Below are 20494 nucleotides of genomic sequence, written 5' to 3'. Positions count from 1 at the left end.
TTCGAAAAAACTCGTACAAGTGATACAGTGCGCAGATGAAACGCACTTCTCTGCCTGAACCGGCTGCCGAGCCGGCCGATCTCCCTGAGCCGTTGCCGGAACCTGCCGTGGCGGATTTGCAGCTGGAAGCGATATTTGGTGCGCTGGCCGACCCGTTGCGCCTGACCATCGTGCGCAAGCTGATGCTGGAATCCGAGGCGTATGACCACCCGTGCGGCTGGTTCGGCTTCGATCGCCCGAAGTCGTCGCTGACCCACCATTTCAAGGCGTTGCGAGAAGCCGGCGTGCTGCGCCAGCGGCAATACGGGCTTGAACGGCGCAGCCGCGTGCGCACGGAGGATCTTGACGCCAGGTTTCCCGGCTTGCTGCAGTTGGTGATCGCGTGGGAGCCCTCCGGCGAGTAGCCGGGCCGCGCCGGCGGTGCGATTAGGGAGGGGCCTTAGCTTGCTGCCATGGCCCGCAACGTGCCGAGCAGCACCTGCCGGCAGTTGCGCACCATCTTCTCTTCGGGGTCCCGGTACCCCGTCAGCAGCCAGGCCGCTCCCACGTTGGTCATGGCGCCCACCAGTGCGAGGCCGATGATGCGGTGATCGGCGCGCAGGTCGGCATCATCGGCGCCAGGTGGCAGCGCGTTCGCCATGATCTGCTTGCCGAACTCCAGCAGGTTGCGCTGGTAGGTCGAATCCGTCTCCGGGCTCACGCCCATCACTTCCAGCAAAAGCACGCGCGCCGCGCACGGGTCACGCAGAAACGCAAAGAACGCGTGCAGGCCGGCGTCGACGCGCGCCTCCAGGGTGCCGTCCACGGCGGCCGTGGCTTGCGACACCTGGGCACGCAGGTCCTCGGCATGCTGTTGATAGGTTGCACGCAGCAGCGCTTCGGTGCTGTCGAACGCAGCGTAGAAGTAGCGATCGTTCAGCTTCGCTTCCTGGCAGATCGCCCGCACCGTGGCCTTGCGGAATCCCACCGTACCGAAGACGCATGTGCCGGCACGGATGAGCGCTTCTCGGCGCTCGGCCGCACGTGCTTCCGGCGCCACACCCCCATAGGGGCGGCCTTTCTTGGCCGGTGCGTTGGCCGTTTCAAATGTTTTCTCCATTTCGCTATTTGACGTCAGGACGCTGAAAAATTAAAGTGGTGACAACGTACACCACATTTAAGGCGAAAATCGCCGAGCCGCCAACCAGGAGGGCGCATGGAGACGACGATCGAGAGGGCAGCCGCTACGCAACCGCCCCGCAGCCGGGCGACTGCATCGGAGTCTGAGTTCGATGTGCTGATCGTTGGTGCCGGCCTGTCCGGCGTGGGTGCGGCCTACCACCTGCGTGAGCGTTGCCCATCGGCCCGCTTCGCCATCCTTGAGAGCCGCGCGACGATGGGCGGCACGTGGGATCTGTTCCGCTACCCCGGCATCCGCTCCGACTCCGACATGTTCACGCTCGGCTACAGCTTTCGCCCGTGGCATAGCGACAAGGCCATCTCCAACGGTCAGACCATTCTCGATTACATCCATGACACGGCGCGTGTGTTCGGTATCGACAAGACGATCCGGTACCAGCACAAGGTGACTGGTGCGAGCTGGGATTCGGCCGCCGCGCGTTGGACCGTGCGCGTGCTGCGCACCGATGGCGAGCGCCAAGAGGAGCTGCACTACACGTGCAAGTTCCTTTACATGTGCAGCGGCTACTACGACTACGAAGAGGGACACGCGCCAGCTTGGCCGGAGATGCAGCAGTTCCAGGGCCGCATCGTCCATCCGCAGCATTGGCCGCAGGACCTGGATTACGCAGGCAAGCGGGTCGTGGTGATCGGCAGCGGCGCGACCGCCGTCACGCTGGTGCCCGCGATGGCCGATACTGCACAGCACGTGACGATGCTGCAGCGCTCGCCCACGTACATCGTGTCGCGGCCGGAGCAGGATGCCGTGGCCAACTCGCTGCGCCGCTGGTTGCCTGCCGGGCTCGCGCACCGGCTCGTGCGCACTAAGAACGTGCTGCTGACGATGTACTTCTATGGCCTGGCGCGCCGCAAGCCCCGCGCGTTCAAGGACTTCATCATCCGCATGGCCGGCAAGCAGATCGGACCGGACTTCGACGTGCGCAAGCACCTTACGCCGCGCTACAACCCGTGGGACCAGCGCCTGTGCCTGGTGCCCGACGGCGATCTGTTCAAGACGATCCGCTCAGGCCGCGCATCCATCGCCACCGACGAGATTGAACGCTTCACGCCCACCGGCCTGCAGCTCAAGAGCGGTGAGCATCTCGATGCTGACGTGGTTGTCACTGCCACCGGGCTCAAGCTCAAGGTGCTGGGCGGTGCGTCGGTGACCGTTGACGGGCGCCCCGTCGACCTGTCGCAGACGGTGTCGTACAAGGGCATGATGTACAGCGGCATTCCGAACCTCGCATCGTCGTTCGGCTATACGAATGCATCGTGGACGCTCAAGGCCGAGCTGATTGCACAGTACGTGTGCCGGTTGCTCAACCACATGCAGGCACATGGCTACGACGTTTGCGTGCCCCGGCTCGACGATGAAGCGATGGGCCGCGAGCCCGCCGTCGACCTGACCTCGGGCTACATCCAACGTGCCGCGACCATCCTGCCCAAGCAGGGCACGAAGCAGCCCTGGAAGTCGTATCAGAATTACGCGCGCGATCTGATGATGCTCAAGTTCGGGTCGCTTGCCGACAGTGCGATGCAGTTCGAGCGCCGCGGTCAGCCGGTCGGCGCCGAGCAAACCGCTTCATTCACCTCGGGGGCATTGTGAACAGCATCATCCTGACTGCCGTCGCAATCTTGATTGCGGTGATCGCCGTACCGGTGGCGTTCACGTTTGTTACCGCGCGTCGCGTGACCAACGGGTTTCCGCCGGAGGGCAAGTTCATCGATATCGATGGGGATCGCGTGCACTACGTCGATCAGGGCAGCGGCCCGGCCATCGTGTTCGTGCACGGCCTGTGCGGGAACCTGCGCAACTTCGCGTATCTGGAACTGGAGCGGCTGACGCAATCGCATCGCGTGATCCTGATCGATCGGCCGGGGTCAGGGCGCTCGTTGCGCGGTGACGCGTCTCCCGCCAACGTCTACGCGCAGGCACGCACGATCGCGCGGTGCATTGAAAGGCTGGGCCTGGAAAAGCCTGTGCTGGTGGGACATTCACTGGGCGGTGCGATTGCGCTGGCGGTCGGGCTCAATCACCCGCAGGTGGTTCGTCGTCTGGCCTTGATTGCACCGCTCACGCATGCGGAGAGCACGCCGCCGGGCGCATTCAAGGGACTGGTGCTGCCGTCAGCGCTGGCGCGTCGGCTGGTGTCGTGGACGCTGGCGATTCCGATGTCGATCATTCATTCGCGCAAGGCCGTCGAGGCCGTGTTTGCGCCCGAGTCCATGCCGAAGAGCTTCCCGTTCAAGGGCGGTGGCCTGCTGGGGCTGCGTCCGCACGTGTTCTATGCCGCGTCGTCCGACCTGGTGTCCGCGCCGCAAGACTTGCCGGAGATGGAGCGCCGGTATGCGTCGATGACGGTGCCAGTGGACGTGCTGTACGGCAAGGGAGATCGCATCCTCAACGTCAAGCGTCAGGGCGAAGCACTCAAGCAGAAGCTCGACCGCGTGAACCTGCGCGTCGTGGCGGGTGGTCACATGTTGCCCGTGACGCAGCCTGCGTTGACGACGGACTGGGTGATGGGGGTTGCGGCACCGGCATCCGCGCCGGCGCAGCCTGTGGTGCTTGCCGGGTAGGCGCACAGCCGAAACTTCGGAACAACAAAGCCCCGTTGATGCGGGGCTTTGTTGTTTTTGCTGTCGCCAAGATGAGTGCGCCTGGGTTCACTCGCCAACGTTGATCCAGAGATGCCGTTATAGGCCGGAGCCCTGCCATTCCTTGCGGTCTATGGCCGCGTCCCCTGCGCAAGGGGTATCGCACCCGGACGACGTGCGCGGCACACTCCTCGCGGCCACGCAGCTGCACGCAACCCTCGTCAAGAACAACCATGCTCATCAAGCTCGCTTCCGGCGATCTCCGGTTTGACAGGCCCATCGACTTCGCCATCTACAACGCCGACGGTGCCCTGCTTCTCCAGAAGGGCCAGGTGATCACGTCCGACATTCTGCTGCAGCGCCTGTACCGTCTCGGCTATCGGCGCAACAGCGTGCATGCCGGAGGGTTTGGGCTGAAGCCCGTCCACGCACCGGCCATAGAGAAACATCCATCGCCGGAAGCGAACGAGCAGGACGCTGAGGGCACCGCACCCAGCAGCGATGCCGACGCGTTGCTCACCAAGCCGTCGTCGCTGCCGAATTTCACGCAGAAGGTGGAGTTCTTCCACCTGACGACCGGTGACACCAAGGATGTGCTGCGCGTGGAGTTGGTAGGCGTGATCCCCGGGCAGGCGTTGATCGTGCAATGCGTGGTGGACGAGCATGCCGCCGCGTTGACCGTGGGCGTGCAGTACGACGCGCGGCTCTTCACCGGCTCGCGGCTGTTCAAGTTTTCGACCGCGTTGCTGCCGGAAGCGGCAGGGCCGTTCGGCTGCTATTTCCTGCGCTATCCGGAGGCCGTTGCACAGGCGCTCGTCCGCAAGCATCAGCGCGTGACCACGGCGTTTCCGGGCGAGTTGTCCTCCGGCGAGTATCAGCGTGCGGCTGTCGATGTGGTGGTCGAGAACGTGAGCACCACGGGCGCTGGCGTCTCGGCCAAGGAAGACTTCCTGATCGTCGGCCGCACTGCAAGGCTCCGGGTGGACTTGGCCATCGAGCACCGCGTACGGCCCATCACGGTATTCGTCGAGGTACGCAACCGCCGGCAGGAGGGTGAGCGCTTTGTCTACGGCCTAGAGTTCTCCCGCATGCCCGAAGAGACGCGGCGCGATATCAAAGACTTCGTGCTGGAGAGCCTGGCGCTGCAATGAGCGCTGGCCACCTTGTCGGCAAACGTTTTGCCGTCTGACCCATAGCAGTTCCCCGGATTTCCGCCTTCTCAACTTCTTGCCAGAGTCGCCGATAGAACAGTGCCGACAAGGGCAACGGCCGACTGCAATGTCGCGCCGCTTGGGGGATGCGAGGAAATGCATAAGAAAGAAGGCGAGGTGGTGTTTCGCCGTGCGGGGCTATTGGACATTCCGTCGATCTATCGACTGATCCAATTGGGGAGCGTGAACGGTGCCTACACCGATCAGTATCTAAGCGGCAAAGGCCACGTCTTGCTGCTCAAGCAGTTGCTTGGCGCGTGCCTGTCTTTGTGGCTGGCCGATGCATGGATCGGCAGCGGGCTGTCGCCGCTTGCGGTGTTGGAGCACGGTGAGGAGTTCATCGGGTTCACCTGACTGCGCGGGGCGTTGGACAACGGGCAGCCGCTGGTGAGCGTGCTGATGTTGTCGATTGCCCCCGAGTATTCCGGCAAGGGATACGGACTCGCGTTGCTTGGCAACATCGTCCGGCGGGCGCCCAAGGGGGCGGTGGTACGCGCCGAGTGCACGCGATATGCCAACCACATGAAATCGCTGCTGCGCCGAGCCGGGTTTGTCCGGCGGCGGCACGGTGTGGTGCCTTCGGGCTGTGTTGGGCTCGATGTCTATGAAAAGACCGTCGAGTAGATTGGATTGACCGGAGGGGGGGGGGGGCGAGATTTAGTGAGCCCTTGAACGGGCGGAGCAGAAAAGACAAAAGGCCACAAGCTTGCGCTTGTGGCCTTTTGCTTTATTTGGTGGCGAATCAGGGACTCGAACCCCGGACCTGCGGATTATGATTCCGTCGCTCTAACCGACTGAGCTAATTCGCCGAAGAAGCGAGATTCTACTGTCTTCGGCGAAGATGTCAACCCCCTTCGGTCAGTCGTTGCGATAAATATCCACGTCCTTGGTCTCCCGCACGAACAGCACGCCGATCACGAAGGTGATGGCCGCGATCCAGATCGGGTACCACAAACCGTGATAGATATTGCCGTTCTGGGCCACCAGGGCGAACGAGATGGTCGGCAGCAGCCCCCCGAACCAGCCGTTGCCGATGTGATACGGCAGCGACATCGACGAGTACCGGATGCGTGTGGGGAACATTTCCACCAGCATCGCTGCGATCGGGCCGTAGACCATGGTCACGTAGATCACCAGGATCACCAGGATCACCAGCACCATGATCGTGTTCATCTGCGCCGGGTCAGCCTTGCTCGGGTAGTTGGCGGCCTTGAGCGACTCGCTTACCTGTTTCTTGAAGTCGGCGATCTTCGCCTTGCTCTCGGCGTCGAAGCTCTGGCCGTCTGCCGTGCGGCTGGCGTTGAGCGAGGCGATCTGCTTACCCGCAATCGACACCGAGGCGACCGTGCCGGCCGGGCCCTCAAGCGTTTCGTAGCTGGCCGACGACTGCGCCAGCGTGCGCTTGGCGATGTCGCACGACGAGCGGAAATCCACCTCGCGGGCGATCGGGCTGCCCTGGAACGAGCACTCCTTCGGGTCAACCGTGATGGTGATCTGCGCGGTCTGCTGGGCACGCTCCAGCGCCGGGTTGGCGTAGTGTGTGAGCGCCTTGAACAGCGGGAAGTAGGTCAGCACAGCCAGCAGGCAGCCGGCCATGATGATCTTCTTGCGGCCGATGCGGTCCGACAGCGAGCCGAAGAACACGAAGAACGGCGTGCCGATGGCCAGCGCCACCGCAATCAGCACGTTGGCCGTGAACGCGTCCACCTTCAGCACCTGCGTGAGGAAGAACAGCGCGTAGAACTGGCCCGTGTACCAGACCACAGCCTGGCCGGCGGTCAGGCCGATCAGCGCCAGGATCACGATCTTCAGGTTGCGCCATTGGCCGAAGGCTTCCGTCAGCGGGGCCTTGGAGGTCTTGCCCTCGGCCTTCATCTTCTGGAACGCCGGCGATTCGCTCATCGACAGGCGGATGTACACCGACGTGGCCAGCAGCAGGATCGACACCAGGAACGGGATACGCCAGCCCCAATCGTCGAAGGACTTGCCGGTCAGCTCGCGCACCACCAGGATGACGATCAGCGACAGGAACAGGCCCAGCGTAGCCGTGGTCTGGATCCACGACGTATAGGCGCCGCGACGGCCATGCGGCGCATGTTCGGCCACATACGTGGCAGCGCCGCCGTACTCACCGCCCAGTGCCAGACCCTGCAGCATGCGCAGCGCGATCAGGATGATCGGGGCCGCCACGCCAATCGTGCCGTAAGAGGGCAGCAAGCCGACGATGAACGTCGACGAACCCATGATGACGATGGTGACCAGGAACGTGTACTTGCGCCCGATCATGTCGCCCAGGCGGCCAAACACCAGCGCGCCGAACGGCCGTACCAGGAAGCCCGCTGCAAAGGCCAACAACGCAAAGATGAAGCCCGCCGTCGGATCGAGGCCCGAGAAGAACTGCTTGGCGATGACTGCCGCCAGCGAGCCGTATAGATAGAAGTCGTACCACTCAAACACCGTCCCCAGCGACGAGGCGAAGATGACCTTCTTCTCCTCCTTCGTCATGGGCGCGGGCTGAACGCGCCCGGTGGGCGCATTCGGTGCACTCTGCACGGTTGCCATGTTGTCTCCTGTTTTCGTCGAGTTCTCGTCGATTTGTCCCGCTGGGCATGGACATGACAACGCAAAGCAACCGCCCGCGGAATTGTGAACGATTGTGGAAAGCGAAACTTACTGCGTTCTGACACGAATGCCCCGCAAACGGGGCATTTTTATCGGGGTATACACGAGGATGTGCGCGTTGCGTCGCAGCGCAAATTCGCTGCTTCAGCGCATCAAATGGAGGGCGGTGCGGGCGGCTCGTGGGCGTCGGTTTGCGGTGCATCGACATCTTGCGATGCAGCATCGGCGGCGCGATTCGTGCGCCACGCATAGATCACCGTGATCAGCACATAGACGATGGGCGCGCCCTGGCCCGCCACCCAGTAAGCGAACGGCCAACCGAAGAAGCGCATCGACAGATCGCGCGCAAAGAACGCCACCACATAGGTGACGACGAACCACACGCCCAGCAGCGCAGCGATCCAGCGCATGTTGGCAATCCAGCGGCGGCGTGCGGGCGTTCCGGGCGTGATGCTCATGCGGTGGTCTCCCCATCCGGCGTGCATCGGTGCAGCGTGATGCGAAAGCGCGCCCCGGCCACGCGTGGCGAGGTCTGGTAGACGTTGTCGAGCACCTCGATATCGCCGCCGTGCTGCTGCACGATCTCGCGCACGATGGCCAGGCCCAGCCCGCTGCCCTCCGCCTGCGTGCCAAGGATGCGATAGAAGCGCTGCATCACACGTTCGCGTTCGGCCACGGGGATACCGGGGCCGGTGTCATCCACGTCGATGAACACGAACGGCTCGAACGGCGCGGTTGTCACGCGCACCGTCACATGGCCGCCGTCGGGCGTATAGCGGATGGCGTTATCGAGCAGGTTGTTGAGCATCTCGGCCAGCATCGTCGCGTTGCCGGAGATCAAGACCGGGGGGCCGGGTTCTTCGAAGCCGAGGTCGATCTGCTTGGCCCACGCCTTCTGCAGCCAGTCGGCCACCACCTCGCGCGATAGCGCACAGATGTCGAGCGGCACCAGGCCGTCGGTCGCGCCCATGTTCTCCATGCGCGCCAGCGAGAGCAGTTGCTTGACGAGGTGCGCCGTGCGATCCGAGCTGTCGGCGATATGGGCGAGCGTGCGGCGCAGCTCGTCGGGCGATTGTTCACGCTGGGCCAACTCGGCTTGCATGCGCAGGCCGGCCAGCGGCGTTTTCATCTGATGCGCGGCATCGGCAATGAAGCGCTTCTGTGTCTGTACCGACTGCTCCAGGCGCCCGAGCAGGTCGTTGAACGATGCCACCAGTGGTGTCAGCTCTTGCGGTGCAGCGCCTTCGTCGATGGGGCTGGTATCACCCGGGTTGCGCGCGCGGATGCGCTCCTGAATCGCATTGAGCGGCGCCAGCCCGCGCGTGAGGCCGAACCACACCAGGATGACCGCCAGCGGCAGGATCACGAACTGCGGCAGGATCACGCCCTTGATGATTTCGTTGGCCAGTTGCGCACGCTTGTCGAGCGTTTCCGCCACCTGTACCAGCGCGGGTTTGCCGCCGTTCATGCCGGGCCGCTGCACAAACGTATACGCCACCCGAATCTCCGCGCCGTGGATACGGTCGTCGCGCAATTGCACGAGGCTGCCGGCGTTGGCGTCTTCTTCGGGCGGCAGCGGCAGGTCGCGATCCCCCGAGACGAATTCGCCGTTCTCGCCCAGCACCTGGTAGTAGATGTTGTCGGTCTCATCGGCGCGCAGGATCTCGCGGGCGGAGATCGGCAGTTGCAGCGTCACGCGCCCGTTGACTTCGCGCAACTGCTGACTGAGTACGATGGCGCTCGATTCCAGCGCGCGGTCGTAAGGCGCATTTGCGATCGACTTGGCCACGAGGTACGTCACCGCAATGCTCATCGGCCAGAGCAGCAACAGTGGTGCGAGCATCCAGTCGAGAATCTCGCCAAACAGGGATCGGGCGACTGGCCCGGTGGCGTCGTCTTCGAGATGTGGGAGGGTGTCGGCGAGGTCGCGGTCGTCAGCCTGGGGCGCGGCGCTGTTGCGCGGTACGCTGGATGCGTGAGGTGCGCGGTGGCGACGCCACGGCCAGGCCAGCCGATCAGCCATGGGCCGCAGTCGAGGTGGCGGGGGTGGCGGCGCGCTCCAGGCAATAGCCCAACCCGCGCACGGTGGCAATGCGGATGCCGTCCACCTCGATCTTCTTGCGCAGGCGGTGGACGTACACCTCGATGGCGTTGTTGCTGACTTCTTCGCCCCAGCCGCACAGGTGGTCGACCAACTGCTCCTTCGACACCAGCCGGCCCACGCGCGCCAGCAGAATCTCCAGCAGCCCGATCTCACGCGCCGACAGGTCGATCATTTGGTCATGGATATAGGCAATGCGCCCGACCTGGTCGAACGCCAGCGGGCCGTGACGCACGAGCGTGGCGCCGCCGCCCGTACCGCGCCGGACCAGCGCACGGACACGCGCTTCCAGTTCGGACAGGGCGAAGGGCTTGGCCATGTAGTCGTCGGCGCCCAGGTCCAGGCCCTTGACGCGGTCTTCCACGCTGTCTGCGGCGGTCAGGATCAGCACCGGCAGCATGGCCCCGCGCGAGCGCAGGCGCCGGAGCACCTCCAGCCCCGACAGGCGCGGCAGCCCCACGTCGAGGATCAGCAGGTCATAGGTCTGGGCCGTTTGGGTGGCAAGCGCCGCGTCGGCGGCGGCCCCATCTTCGGCCCGGTCGACGGCATAGCCGGCCTGGCGCAGCGAACGGGTCAGCCCGTCGGCCAGGGTGGCGTCGTCTTCGGCTATCAGGATGCGCATGCGTGTCTCCCCGCGATGCCGGGCAGGGTGTCTGGCCTGCCCATCCCGCCTGCTACATTGTTTTCACGCGACAACTGCGTTGGAGACTTGTCAAAACCACTGGTTTTTTATACAGTACTCCGAACTCGCGGTGCTGTAGTCTTGGCGGCGCTAAAGTATCAAGATTGGTTCTAGCGTCAGGCCGTGCAGCTGATCCGCTGTTGCGAACAAACGCAGGAATCATCGGCCCTTGCGGCCCATTTATACACCAAATCGCACGAAGGACGACCATGGAAGACGGCAAGAAGGCAGCCACGATGAGCGCAGAAAAGCAGAAGGCGCTGGCTGCCGCGCTCGCGCAGATCGAAAAGCAGTTCGGCAAGGGCTCCATCATGAAGATGGGCGATGCTGAGGTGGAGCCGGTCCAGGTCGTGTCCACCGGCTCGCTGGGGCTGGACGTGGCGCTGGGCGTTGGCGGTCTGCCGCGTGGCCGTGTGATTGAGATCTACGGTCCGGAATCGTCTGGTAAGACCACGCTGACGCTGCAAGTGGTTGCCGAGATGCAGAAACTGGGCGGTACCTGCGCTTTTATCGACGCGGAACATGCGCTTGACGTCACTTACGCCGACAAGATTGGCGTGAGCGTGCCGGACCTGCTGATCTCCCAGCCGGACACCGGTGAACAGGCCCTGGAAATTGCCGATGCGCTGGTGCGCTCGGGTTCGGTTGATCTGATCGTCATCGACTCGGTGGCTGCCCTGGTGCCGAAGGCTGAAATCGAAGGCGAAATGGGCGACGCGCTGCCCGGCCTGCAAGCCCGCCTGATGAGCCAGGCACTGCGCAAGCTGACCGGCACCATCAAGAAGACCAACTGCATGGTCATCTTCATCAACCAGATCCGGATGAAGATTGGCGTGATGTTTGGCTCGCCGGAAACCACCACGGGCGGTAACGCGCTGAAGTTCTACGCTTCGGTGCGCCTGGATATCCGCCGCATTGGCTCGATCAAGAAGGGCGACGACGTGGTCGGCAACGAAACCAAGGTCAAGGTCGTCAAGAACAAGGTGGCGCCGCCGTTCCGCGAAGCCATTTTCGACATCCTCTACGGCCAAGGCGTGTCGCGCGAGGGCGAGATCATCGACCTGGGCGTCGAAGCCAAGATCGTTGAGAAGTCCGGCGCCTGGTACAGCTACGGCGGCGAGCGCATCGGTCAAGGTCGCGACAACTGCCGCGAATACCTGCGTGAGAACCCCGATCTGGCTCGCGACATCGAGAACAAGGTCCGTGAGGCGCTGGGCGTGACACCGATGAGCGCCATCGCAGTGGCCGAGGAAGTCGGAGAAGAGTAATTGGGTTGGCCGCCGGCGCAGATCGGCGGCTCTATCGAGCTTCATACGCCTGCCGTCCCCCAACGGTGGGCGTTTTCTTTTGGGGCGTAAAACCGCATGCCGTTGCCGCGTCAACCGCTATCACTCAAGGCGCGCGCGCTGGGCTATCTGTCCAGGCGCGAACACAGTCGTGTCGAACTGCGCCGCAAGCTGGCGCCGCACGCCGAGTCTGCGGAGGAGGTGGATGCGCTGCTGGATTGGCTGGAAGGTGAGAACTGGCTGTCCAACACGCGCTTTGCTGAAAGTGTGGTGCACCGCCGCGCGGGCCGCTACGGCACTGCCCGGTTGATGCAGGAGTTGAAAACCCACCAACTCGGCGAAGAGACGCTGGGCGAGGTTAAGGCACAACTGCAGAGTACCGAAACCGCCCGCGCCAAGGCACTCTGGGAAAAGCGCTTCGGCCGTCCACCGGCCGATCTGGCTGAGCGCGCCAAGCAAGTTCGCTACATGATGGCGCGCGGGTTTTCACGCTCGGTGGTGTCGCGCATTATTTCAGGTGCAGATGAATTGCTGGGCGACGATGACGAATCGGCCTGAACGTCGCTGATCTCGCAACAATTTCCGCAGACAATCCGCCTGTGCACCGATGTGACGGGTTGCACCCACGACGGTTGTTGCAACCCGTCTGACACTGCATTGCAGCATGTGACCCGGCGCGGTCGTTGCGACGTGTTAAAATCCAAGTCTTTGATACCGTCCTCTACTTCGGTTGCAGGGCGGTTGTGTTCGTGTGTGGCGGCTGATGCGCTGCTGCATACGTCCCGTAGGCGATGCGCGAGATCCGCGTGCGCCGCCTCCATCGGTCCTATCGGTCTGTCTGGTCCATGCCTCTGTCTGCTCCCGTCCCGCGCGTCATGCGCCACCGCCGTGCCATCACGGTGGAGGCTTATTTGCGAGAAGACGGCCTGTGGGACATCGAAGCGCGCCTGACCGACACCAAACCGCGTGATATCCCGCTGGCCAGCGGTGGCGTACGCCCCGAGGGTGAGCCGCTGCATGACCTGTGGCTGCGCGTGACCATCGACACCCGCATGAACGTCGTGGATGCCGAAGCGTGTTCCGACTGGGTGCCGTACCCCACACACTGTGACACGATCGGCCCGGCCTACCGCAAGCTCATCGGCCTGAACCTGATGAAGGGTTTTCGAAAGGCCGCGCGTGAGAGACTTGGCGGCGTGGCGGGCTGTACGCACCTGACCGAGCTGTGCGGCGTGCTGCCGACCGCTGCCATCCAGGCCTTCGCGGGTGACGTCTTTCCGGTGCGCGACAACTCCAACGACCTCCGGCCGATCGAGCCCGGCGAAAAGCCGCCTTACCAACTTCATGGCTGCCACGCTCTGCACTTTGAGGGCGAGGTGGTCCGCAAGCACTATCCGCGCTGGTATGCCTACCAGCCCGAAGCCAAGATCCAACCGCCACCCACCGAGCTGTCGCCTGAGCCCTCGTCCTGAAGGGCACCGCGCTGCTCGCGTTTTCAACACTCATCACACTCACTCTGCCTAGCAAAGGAAACACGCATGAATATCCATGAGTACCAAGGCAAGGAAATCCTGCGCAAATACAATGTGCCGGTTCCGCGCGGCATTCCGGCCTTCTCGGTCGACGAGGCTATCAAAGCCGCTGAAACCCTGGGCGGCCCGGTGTGGGTCGTGAAGGCACAGATTCATGCAGGTGGCCGTGGCAAGGGCGGCGGCGTGAAGGTTGCCAAGAGCATGGACCAGGTCAAGGAATACGCCAGCAGCATCCTGGGCATGACGTTGGTGACGCACCAGACCGGTCCGGAAGGCAAGCTGGTCAAGCGCCTGCTGATCGAAGAGGGCGCGGACATCAAGAAGGAACTGTACGTGTCGCTGGTGGTGGACCGTGTGTCGCAGCAGGTCGCGCTGATGGCCTCGAGCGAAGGCGGGATGGACATCGAAGAAGTTGCCGAATCGCACCCGGAAAAGATCCACACGCTGCTGATCGATCCGCAAGCTGGCCTGCAAGACGCGCAAGCTGACGACATCGCCCGCAAGATCGGCGTGCCCGACGCGAGCGTGCCGCAAGCCCGCCAAGCCCTGCAAGGCCTGTACAAGGCATTCTGGGAAACCGACGCTTCGCAAGCTGAAATCAACCCGCTGATCCTGACCGGCGACGGCAAGGTCATCGCACTGGACGCCAAGTTCAACTTCGACTCGAACGCGCTGTTCCGCCACCCGGAAATCGTGGCTTACCGCGATCTGGATGAAGAAGATCCGGCCGAAATCGAAGCATCGAAGTTCGACCTGGCCTACATCTCGCTGGACGGCAACATCGGCTGCCTGGTGAACGGCGCCGGTCTGGCCATGGCCACGATGGACACCATCAAGCTGTTCGGCGGCGAGCCGGCCAACTTCCTCGACGTGGGCGGCGGTGCCACCACCGAGAAGGTGACCGAAGCCTTCAAGCTGATGCTGAAGAACCCGGACGTGAAGGCCATTCTGGTCAACATCTTCGGCGGCATCATGCGTTGCGACGTGATCGCCGAAGGCGTGATCGCTGCGGCGAAGGCTGTGTCGCTGTCGGTGCCGCTGGTTGTGCGCATGAAGGGTACCAACGAAGACCTCGGCAAGAAGATGCTGGCTGACTCGGGTCTGCCCATCATCGCCGCTGACACGATGGCAGAGGCCGCCGAGAAGGTCGTGGCCGCAGCCGCCGGCAAGTAAGCCGCCCGCTGACCCAACCATACGCGAACGCGAGCGGCGCCCGCTGAACACGACGGCGCGGCTCGCTGCCTAAAAGGCCAACAAGGATTAAGCATGTCGATTCTGATCAACAAAGACACCAAGGTCATCACCCAGGGGATCACCGGTAAGACCGGCCAGTTCCACACCCGCGGTTGCCGCGACTACGCCAACGGCAAGAACGCCTTCGTGGCAGGCGTGAACCCGAAGAAGGCCGGCGAAGACTTCGAAGGCATTCCCATCTACGCAAGCGTCAAGGACGCCAAGGCACAGACCGGCGCCACCGTGTCGGTGATCTACGTGCCGCCCGCAGGCGCTGCTGATGCGATCTGGGAAGCCGTTGAGGCCGAACTGGATCTGGTGGTTTGCATCACCGAAGGCATCCCCGTGCGCGACATGATGATGGTCAAGGACAAGATGCGTAAGGCCGGCAGCAAGACGCTGCTGCTGGGCCCGAACTGCCCTGGCCTGATCACGCCGGACGAAATCAAGATCGGCATCATGCCGGGTCACATCCACCGCAAGGGCCGCATCGGCGTGGTGTCGCGCTCGGGCACGCTGACGTACGAAGCTGTGGGCCAGCTCACCGCGCTGGGTCTGGGCCAATCGTCGGCAGTCGGCATCGGCGGCGACCCGATCAACGGTCTGAAGCACATCGACGTGATGAAGATGTTCAACGACGATCCGGAAACGGACGCCGTGGTCATGATCGGTGAGATCGGTGGTCCGGACGAAGCCAACGCGGCTTACTGGATCAAGGACAACATGAAGAAGCCGGTGGTTGGCTTCATCGCTGGCGTGACCGCGCCTCCGGGCAAGCGCATGGGCCACGCCGGCGCGCTGATCTCGGGCGGTGCTGATACCGCGCAAGCCAAGCTGGACATCATGGAAGAGTGCGGCATCAAGACCACCAAGAACCCGTCGGAAATGGCACGTCTGCTCAAGGCGATGCTGTAATCGGCAAGGTTTGAGGTTGTGCGAGAACGGGAGGCCTAGCCTCCCGTTTTTGTTTGGGCGCGACGGTTTGCGAGCAATGCAGCGTGCGCACCCTGCATGACCTGTGTATAAGAAAAACCGTAGCTCTTTTTCCCATTCACCCCTATCCAACAAGAACATCCATGGCGCTCACCTCCAGCGCATTCTGGTTCGCGCTTGGCTCCATCATCCTGACCAATATCGTGCTGTCGGGGGACAACGCGGTGGTCATCGCCTTGGCTGCGCGCAACCTGCCACAGAGGCAGCAGAAGCAGGCCATCTTCTGGGGGAGTGCCGGCGCCATTGCGCTGCGCATCGTGCTGACGATTCTGGCCGTCAAGCTGCTGGCGTTGCCATATCTGAAGACGATCGGCGCGGTGCTGCTTGTCTACATCGGCGTCAAGCTGCTGGCCGAAGCCGATGAGGATGACGCGCATGGTCGCAAGCAACGCGATGGCCTGTGGCCTGCTGTCCAGACCATCCTGATTGCCGATCTGGTGATGTCGCTCGACAACGTGGTCGCTGTGGCCGCTGCGGCGGAGAAGGGGCCGCCGGGTACGACGTTTCTATTGCTCGTACTCGGCCTGGGGCTGTCGGTTCCGCTCATCATCTTCGGCAGCACGTTGTTGGTAGGGGTGATGGCGCGGTTTCCGATCATTGTGACGCTGGGGGCGGCGTTGCTCGGCTATTTGGCTGGCGACATGCTGGTCACAGATCCGGTGGATGCGGCGTGGTTCGCGAATTCAGTCCCGTATGCAGACATCGTGATTGGCTGTGCGGGCGCGCTGCTTGTGGTTGCAGCGGGCTGGTGGTTCAGCCGCCGGACGCTGCGGCAAGCCTAATCCGAAAGAATCCCCTCGAAAGTAGGTGATGACGCGATCTGTCGGGAATTCTGTCAAGAACGGTCAGATTCGCGTTCGAATGCCCGTCAAAGTGCGCCAGTTTTCGCCCGGAAACACAGTGTGTGCCTTGGCATAGTCCCTGCACCGTGGCCTCCCACAACAAAATGCCTTTTGGGGAGAGGTCATGGGTTTCCAACACAGTACGGGAACAAGGCGGCGGGGACGCGGCTTTACGCTGATCGAACTGATGATCGTGGTTGCGATCGTCGGCATCTTGGCGGCGATTGCGCTGCCGGCTTACAACAACTACATGGTCAAATCCAAGCTGACCGAAGCGACGACGATGCTGGATGCGGCGCGGGTTGCGATCACGGAAGTTTATACGTCGAGTGGAGGAGTCTTCCCATCACAATCCTCGCCGCCAATCGTCGTGCAGTCGGTGGCGAGCAATGCTCAAGTTGTCACGGGAATCAGCTACAACGTGAGCGGAGCTTCCAACGTTGGTGTGGTCATAACACTTGGCCATACCGGCGCTAGTCAGATCGATGGTGGGTATTTGGGTATGTTCGGGGTTGGTCAGCCTGATGGCACGGTGCAGTGGACCTGCGCCACGGCAAAGGCTAGCGCTGCCGCTGCGATCGCTGCAAACGGTGCTCCGGTGCCGGCGATGTTTCCCTATCTCCCGGTCGCATGCCAGAACTAAGTCGGCAGATCAGCCGATAGCCACTCTACCCGAACAGGCATCGCCGCCCGCTGGCCAAGCAACTTTGGTCAGTTGGTGGCGATGATTCTTTTGGTCCGCCACCACCCAGATCGAATGGCTGGGAATCGTCGATGTGCAGAGGCAGGCAATGAACATCCTTCATAATCGCATCAATTCAAAAGTAACTTTGTGATCTATTTGCCATAAAGCTAACGCATTACGTCATGTTGTGTCGAAAATTGTCAATGCGGGGGGCGTGAGTTGCCAAAATCGTGCCGGATTTGCTCGGTAAACCCACAAAGCTCACCTGGCACGGTCCGTGCTCCATGTCCCTCGCATCATCTTAACCACACATTCCGGGGGAATTTCATGAAGTCGATGCGTCAACTGAACAAGCGTGTCCAGAAGGGTTTCACGCTGATCGAACTGATGATCGTGGTCGCGATCGTCGGTATCCTGGCCGCCATTGCGCTGCCGGCCTACAACAACTACATGATCAAGTCGAAGCTGACGGAAGCAACGACCCTGCTGGATTCGGCACGGGCCGCCATTTCGGAAGCCTATGCGAACAGTGGTACCAACACGTTCCCGGCGACCGCAAGCGCACCGATCTCCACGACGACGCCGCAGAACGCCAAGGTTGTGCAGAGTATTGCTTACAACTCGGCTGGCGCCCAGGCGGTGAGCGTGATTGTCGGCATCGCGAGCACGGGCTCTGCGGTGGTTGACGGCAAGCTGTTCCTTGGTATGTTCGGCGCCGGCAAAAACGACGGCACCGTGAGCTGGACGTGCGGCACGGCAACGGCGTCGACTGCTACGGGAGCAATGGGGCAGCAAGCGTTCTACGCGTTCTTGCCGGCAGCCTGCCAGAACTAATCGTTGGGTCTCTGTTCATGCCAGTTATCTACCAAAGCTGATCTGGCGTGAAATATGAGAGCAAAGGGCGCCCTACAGGCGCCCTTTGCTTTTATGCGCCTTGCGCGCTGGCGCATACAAAAACGGATATGCGCGTTTGCATACCCGGTTTGGTTAAACTCGTGGGTCACATGTGGCGCTGCTGGGCGCCACTCCTTTCTCCCGCTGTCTTGCTATTTCCCCCATGCTTCGATCGCGTGTTGTTCTGATACCGCTCTGGCTTGTTGTCGCCATTTGCGGGGCGTTTCCATACCTGATGGCGTGGCATACGTATCCTTTGCCGACCTTCTATGCCGAGTTTGGGGCGGGCGTTTGTTGGGCCGCGCTGGCGGTTGCCGTACTCGCGCTGACATGGGGCAGCAAGACCGGATTACCAAGGATTGCGTTGGCGCCCCTCGCGCTGATTCTCGTCCTGTTTCTACAACTGCAGTTGGCACCGCCACTGAATCCCTTTCTTTCTCTGGCTGCTACGGTCTACCTGCTCGCGGCCGCCGTTGTGTGTGGCTTGGGCGCTCGCAGCCGGGAATTACCGGGTGTGCTGGAAGCGTTTGCCATCGGTGTCATCGTGGGCGGGTTGGCCACCGTGGCGGTCGAATTGCTGCATCTGTTCCACGTACCAAATTTGTCACCCGGCTTTTTCTATTCCTTCGAGCCCACTGGAACCAGCCGCCGCATGTGGGGGAACATGAATCAGCCCAACCATGTTGCGTCGTACCTCGCGTTCGGTTTGGCGGCCTGCGTGCTGCTGGAGTCAAAGTGCCGGCGGGTAAGGCTTTTGTTGGGAGTGATCGCACTGGCTTTCCTGTTTGGTATGTCACTGACCTTTTCACGCATCACGTGGCTGCACATCACTGTGATCGGTGGTTTGTCAGGTTTGGCTTGGACGGCTGACCAGCGGGGTTGGCGGCGTTGGATGATGGCTTGCACGCCGATTGTTGCACTGGCGATCGTGTATCAGCTATGCAACTGGCTGGTCGCTTATGCCAACGTGATCTGGCATCTCGACCTGCCTTCTTCCCTCGGCGAACGTATGGAGCAGGGGGCAGGATTGCGACCGTTACTGTGGAAGCACGCGTGGCACATGTTCATTGCACATCCGTGGCTGGGAGGTGGTTGGGGCGACTATGCATGGAACCAGTTCCTGCAGACCGATACGCTCGGCCATGTCGAGATGTCGATGAATGCCCACAACATCTTGCTGGACCAGTTGGCCAAGGTCGGTCTAGCTGGCTTGCTTGCCATAGCGTTGCCCTGTCTGGGGTTCATGTGGAGTCTGCGCAAGCGACAGGTCACGCCCACTTTAGTATTCCCGCTAGCCATCATCTTTGTGATGGGGGTGCATTCAATGGCGGAATATCCTCTGCACTACGTCTTTTTTTTGCTGCCAGTCGCGTTTGCACTAGGTTTCGTGGATGAGAGAAACATGCGCGTTCCTTCAGCTAGCATGACGTGGACGTCGTCTGCCATCTTGTCTGTTGGCGCGACGACGCTGCTGGCCCACCTCTGGGGGGACTACAAAGCGATAGAACGCCTCCAGTACAGTGCCGAGGGGTGGCCAAAGGAGTTGGCTCGATATCAGGAGCACGGCCAGACGTTGCTGCTGCCATATGAGCACTTGGCAATGGCAATCCACTGGCGAGTGACTCCGGAGATGGCCGCGTCGCTAGAGAAGCTGGAACTCCAGGCGGTGCAGTTCTATCCTGGCCCTGGTACCGTTGGGCCTTACGCCCTCGCACTCGCGTATCTTGGGAAGACTGACGATGCCGTGCTCCAGATCCGCCGCCTGCGTGACCAATATTGGACTGATTACGCTGTGCAGTCCCGGCCCATCGCGCAGACGTGTAAGCAGAAGAAGAATGAAGCGCTCAAGGTGTTCTGCGCTCGCCTTCAGTCAGAGAACCTGCTTGTGGGGGACGATGCCTCATCAGGAGAAAACTCACCCTCTGCATCGCAATAAGCAAAAGCGTCCTTTGGGCGCTTTTTTTTCACTACGCCGATTCTTATTGGAAACGATAAAAATCATTGCAATGACAATCGAGTGAATTCTACTCGCTTAATCTTCTCTACCGTAACTGCAAATTGAGGCAGTGACTAGGTGTCCGAACGGAAAGGAGAGGGCAATGTATTTGAAGCATAGATCGAACAGGCGAGTCCAAGCCGGTTTCACTCTAATTGAATTGATGATCGTGGTCGCCGTCGTTGGCATTCTGGCCGCGATCGCCGTGCCCGCATACCAGGACTACGTTACGCGCTCGCGCGTGACTGAAGGGCTGACATTGGCCTCGAGTGCCAAGACGCTGGTCTCCGAGAACGCGATCGCAGGTGTATCGCTTGACCAAGGTTACGCCTCCGATACCAAGGCGACAAAGAACGTCCAAGCGGGTGGTATTACGATTGATGCGTCGACAGGGGAAATCACCATTGCCTACGCGAGCAGCGTCGTTCCAGATGGTGAAAATACGGTGATTTTAAAACCAACGGCGAATGATGTTGCATTGAGCAGCGGCAATCGGCCCGTTGGTCCGATTCGCTGGGATTGCTACGCAAAGGGTGTTCAAATTCGTGCGGGATCCGACGAGTTGAAGGGTGCACCGACACTTGTGGCCAACCTCACCCCATCAGAGTGCCGCTGATCTGACTGGCACAAGAAAAAGAGCGTCCGGGGGCGCTCTTTTCAT

Annotated in this window: 21 protein-coding genes and 1 tRNA gene; 16 read left to right on the top strand and 6 right to left on the bottom strand. The window is 61.9% G+C overall.

Annotated features, from left to right (window positions below):
* The first annotated feature begins 35 nt into the window (after positions 1–35).
* Entirely contained in the window at positions 36–404 is a 369-nt protein-coding gene (locus PI87_RS26435; RefSeq protein ID WP_039600720.1) for an ArsR/SmtB family transcription factor, read from the top strand.
* Positions 405–439: 35 nt separating this feature from the next.
* Here the strand turns inward: PI87_RS26435 and PI87_RS26430 are convergent, their stop codons facing one another.
* Complete coding sequence (locus tag PI87_RS26430; protein ID WP_039600719.1) at positions 440–1099, bottom strand: TetR/AcrR family transcriptional regulator; 660 nt, start codon at positions 1097–1099, stop codon at positions 440–442.
* 96 nt (positions 1100–1195) lie between these two features.
* Here PI87_RS26430 and PI87_RS26425 point away from each other — a divergent pair, with 96 nt between their 5' ends.
* The 5 genes from PI87_RS26425 to PI87_RS29765 all read left to right on the top strand — a co-directional run bounded on the left by PI87_RS26425 (position 1196) and on the right by PI87_RS29765 (position 5591).
* A complete protein-coding gene (locus tag PI87_RS26425) occupies positions 1196–2767 on the top strand; it encodes a flavin-containing monooxygenase (RefSeq protein WP_039600718.1) in 1572 nt (523 codons plus the stop codon).
* A 5-nt stretch (positions 2768–2772) separates the two neighbouring features.
* Positions 2773–3738 (top strand): alpha/beta fold hydrolase, encoded by a 966-nt coding sequence (locus PI87_RS26420; protein ID WP_052321781.1) that lies wholly within the window; start codon positions 2773–2775, stop codon positions 3736–3738.
* Between the two features lie 251 nt (positions 3739–3989).
* The gene (locus PI87_RS26415) at positions 3990–4907 is read left to right on the top strand and encodes a PilZ domain-containing protein (protein WP_039600717.1); all 918 of its coding nucleotides are present in this window, start codon (positions 3990–3992) and stop codon (positions 4905–4907) included.
* A gap of 156 nt (positions 4908–5063) precedes the next feature.
* Positions 5064–5321 carry a hypothetical protein gene (locus PI87_RS29770; protein WP_232314096.1) on the top strand — a complete coding sequence of 86 codons (258 nt, stop codon included), beginning with the start codon at positions 5064–5066 and terminating at the stop codon, positions 5319–5321.
* Between the two features lie 33 nt (positions 5322–5354).
* A complete protein-coding gene (locus tag PI87_RS29765; RefSeq protein WP_232314095.1) occupies positions 5355–5591 on the top strand; it encodes a hypothetical protein in 237 nt (78 codons plus the stop codon).
* Between the two features lie 108 nt (positions 5592–5699).
* Here the strand turns inward: PI87_RS29765 and PI87_RS26405 are convergent.
* From PI87_RS26405 to PI87_RS26385, 5 genes are all read right to left on the bottom strand, one after another.
* A tRNA-Met gene (locus PI87_RS26405) sits at positions 5700–5776 on the bottom strand.
* Positions 5777–5825: 49 nt separating this feature from the next.
* A complete protein-coding gene (locus PI87_RS26400; RefSeq protein ID WP_039600716.1) occupies positions 5826–7529 on the bottom strand; it encodes an MFS transporter in 1704 nt (567 codons plus the stop codon).
* Between the two features lie 212 nt (positions 7530–7741).
* Positions 7742–8047 (bottom strand): DUF4212 domain-containing protein, encoded by a 306-nt coding sequence (locus PI87_RS26395; RefSeq protein ID WP_039600715.1) that lies wholly within the window; start codon positions 8045–8047, stop codon positions 7742–7744.
* Positions 8044–9612, bottom strand: coding sequence for a sensor histidine kinase (locus PI87_RS26390; protein WP_039600714.1), 1569 nt, complete (start codon positions 9610–9612; stop codon positions 8044–8046). The genes PI87_RS26395 and PI87_RS26390 overlap by 4 nt, the downstream gene beginning before the upstream one ends.
* Positions 9605–10312: a response regulator gene (locus PI87_RS26385; protein WP_039600713.1), complete on the bottom strand. Its 708-nt coding sequence runs from the start codon at positions 10310–10312 to the stop codon at positions 9605–9607. Before PI87_RS26385 ends, PI87_RS26390 begins: the two co-directional genes overlap by 8 nt.
* A gap of 269 nt (positions 10313–10581) precedes the next feature.
* Here PI87_RS26385 and recA point away from each other — a divergent pair, with 269 nt between their 5' ends.
* From recA to PI87_RS26335, 10 genes are all read left to right on the top strand, one after another.
* Positions 10582–11640, top strand: coding sequence for a recombinase RecA (gene recA, locus PI87_RS26380; RefSeq protein WP_039600712.1), 1059 nt, complete (start codon positions 10582–10584; stop codon positions 11638–11640).
* 96 nt (positions 11641–11736) lie between these two features.
* Complete coding sequence (gene recX / locus PI87_RS26375) at positions 11737–12216, top strand: recombination regulator RecX (RefSeq protein WP_039600711.1); 480 nt, start codon at positions 11737–11739, stop codon at positions 12214–12216.
* Positions 12217–12503: 287 nt separating this feature from the next.
* Positions 12504–13130, top strand: a complete 627-nt coding sequence (locus PI87_RS26370; RefSeq protein ID WP_039600724.1) for a DUF2889 domain-containing protein — start codon at positions 12504–12506, stop codon at positions 13128–13130.
* A 66-nt stretch (positions 13131–13196) separates the two neighbouring features.
* A complete protein-coding gene (gene sucC, locus PI87_RS26365; protein WP_039600710.1) occupies positions 13197–14363 on the top strand; it encodes an ADP-forming succinate--CoA ligase subunit beta in 1167 nt (388 codons plus the stop codon).
* Positions 14364–14456: 93 nt separating this feature from the next.
* Entirely contained in the window at positions 14457–15338 is an 882-nt protein-coding gene (gene sucD / locus PI87_RS26360) for a succinate--CoA ligase subunit alpha (RefSeq protein WP_039600709.1), read from the top strand.
* Between the two features lie 161 nt (positions 15339–15499).
* On the top strand, positions 15500–16198 hold the full coding sequence (locus tag PI87_RS26355; protein ID WP_039600708.1) for a TerC family protein: 699 nt from the start codon (positions 15500–15502) through the stop codon (positions 16196–16198).
* Positions 16199–16382: 184 nt separating this feature from the next.
* Complete coding sequence (locus tag PI87_RS26350) at positions 16383–16901, top strand: pilin (protein WP_039600707.1); 519 nt, start codon at positions 16383–16385, stop codon at positions 16899–16901.
* A 369-nt stretch (positions 16902–17270) separates the two neighbouring features.
* A complete protein-coding gene (locus PI87_RS26345) occupies positions 17271–17777 on the top strand; it encodes a pilin (protein WP_039600706.1) in 507 nt (168 codons plus the stop codon).
* Between the two features lie 223 nt (positions 17778–18000).
* Positions 18001–19773, top strand: a complete 1773-nt coding sequence (locus PI87_RS26340) for a PglL family O-oligosaccharyltransferase (RefSeq protein ID WP_039600705.1) — start codon at positions 18001–18003, stop codon at positions 19771–19773.
* A gap of 163 nt (positions 19774–19936) precedes the next feature.
* A complete protein-coding gene (locus PI87_RS26335) occupies positions 19937–20449 on the top strand; it encodes a pilin (protein WP_039600704.1) in 513 nt (170 codons plus the stop codon).
* Positions 20450–20494 lie beyond the last annotated feature (45 nt).

Origin of the sequence: Ralstonia sp. A12 (assembly GCF_000801955.1) — a bacterium.
Taxonomy (GTDB): Bacteria; Pseudomonadota; Gammaproteobacteria; order Burkholderiales; family Burkholderiaceae; genus Ralstonia.
The sequence above is the reverse complement of the archived record's forward strand: the minus strand, read 5'-3'. Positions and strand labels throughout refer to the sequence as shown.

What these genes read in the sequence shown, in the direction of transcription:
- PI87_RS26435 (WP_039600720.1), top strand. Translation starts at nt 36, where the DNA reads ATGAAACGCACTTCTCTGCCTGAACCGGCTGCCGAGCCGGCCGATCTC.
- PI87_RS26430 (WP_039600719.1), bottom strand. Translation starts at nt 1,099, where the DNA reads ATGGAGAAAACATTTGAAACGGCCAACGCACCGGCCAAGAAAGGCCGC.
- PI87_RS26425 (WP_039600718.1), top strand. Translation starts at nt 1,196, where the DNA reads ATGGAGACGACGATCGAGAGGGCAGCCGCTACGCAACCGCCCCGCAGC.
- PI87_RS26415 (WP_039600717.1), top strand. Translation starts at nt 3,990, where the DNA reads ATGCTCATCAAGCTCGCTTCCGGCGATCTCCGGTTTGACAGGCCCATC.
- PI87_RS29770 (WP_232314096.1), top strand. Translation starts at nt 5,064, where the DNA reads ATGCATAAGAAAGAAGGCGAGGTGGTGTTTCGCCGTGCGGGGCTATTG.
- PI87_RS26400 (WP_039600716.1), bottom strand. Translation starts at nt 7,529, where the DNA reads ATGGCAACCGTGCAGAGTGCACCGAATGCGCCCACCGGGCGCGTTCAG.
- PI87_RS26395 (WP_039600715.1), bottom strand. Translation starts at nt 8,047, where the DNA reads ATGAGCATCACGCCCGGAACGCCCGCACGCCGCCGCTGGATTGCCAAC.
- PI87_RS26390 (WP_039600714.1), bottom strand. Translation starts at nt 9,612, where the DNA reads ATGGCTGATCGGCTGGCCTGGCCGTGGCGTCGCCACCGCGCACCTCAC.
- PI87_RS26385 (WP_039600713.1), bottom strand. Translation starts at nt 10,312, where the DNA reads ATGCGCATCCTGATAGCCGAAGACGACGCCACCCTGGCCGACGGGCTG.
- recA (WP_039600712.1), top strand. Translation starts at nt 10,582, where the DNA reads ATGGAAGACGGCAAGAAGGCAGCCACGATGAGCGCAGAAAAGCAGAAG.
- recX (WP_039600711.1), top strand. Translation starts at nt 11,737, where the DNA reads ATGCCGTTGCCGCGTCAACCGCTATCACTCAAGGCGCGCGCGCTGGGC.
- PI87_RS26370 (WP_039600724.1), top strand. Translation starts at nt 12,504, where the DNA reads ATGCCTCTGTCTGCTCCCGTCCCGCGCGTCATGCGCCACCGCCGTGCC.
- sucC (WP_039600710.1), top strand. Translation starts at nt 13,197, where the DNA reads ATGAATATCCATGAGTACCAAGGCAAGGAAATCCTGCGCAAATACAAT.
- sucD (WP_039600709.1), top strand. Translation starts at nt 14,457, where the DNA reads ATGTCGATTCTGATCAACAAAGACACCAAGGTCATCACCCAGGGGATC.
- PI87_RS26355 (WP_039600708.1), top strand. Translation starts at nt 15,500, where the DNA reads ATGGCGCTCACCTCCAGCGCATTCTGGTTCGCGCTTGGCTCCATCATC.
- PI87_RS26350 (WP_039600707.1), top strand. Translation starts at nt 16,383, where the DNA reads ATGGGTTTCCAACACAGTACGGGAACAAGGCGGCGGGGACGCGGCTTT.
- PI87_RS26345 (WP_039600706.1), top strand. Translation starts at nt 17,271, where the DNA reads ATGAAGTCGATGCGTCAACTGAACAAGCGTGTCCAGAAGGGTTTCACG.
- PI87_RS26340 (WP_039600705.1), top strand. Translation starts at nt 18,001, where the DNA reads ATGCTTCGATCGCGTGTTGTTCTGATACCGCTCTGGCTTGTTGTCGCC.
- PI87_RS26335 (WP_039600704.1), top strand. Translation starts at nt 19,937, where the DNA reads ATGTATTTGAAGCATAGATCGAACAGGCGAGTCCAAGCCGGTTTCACT.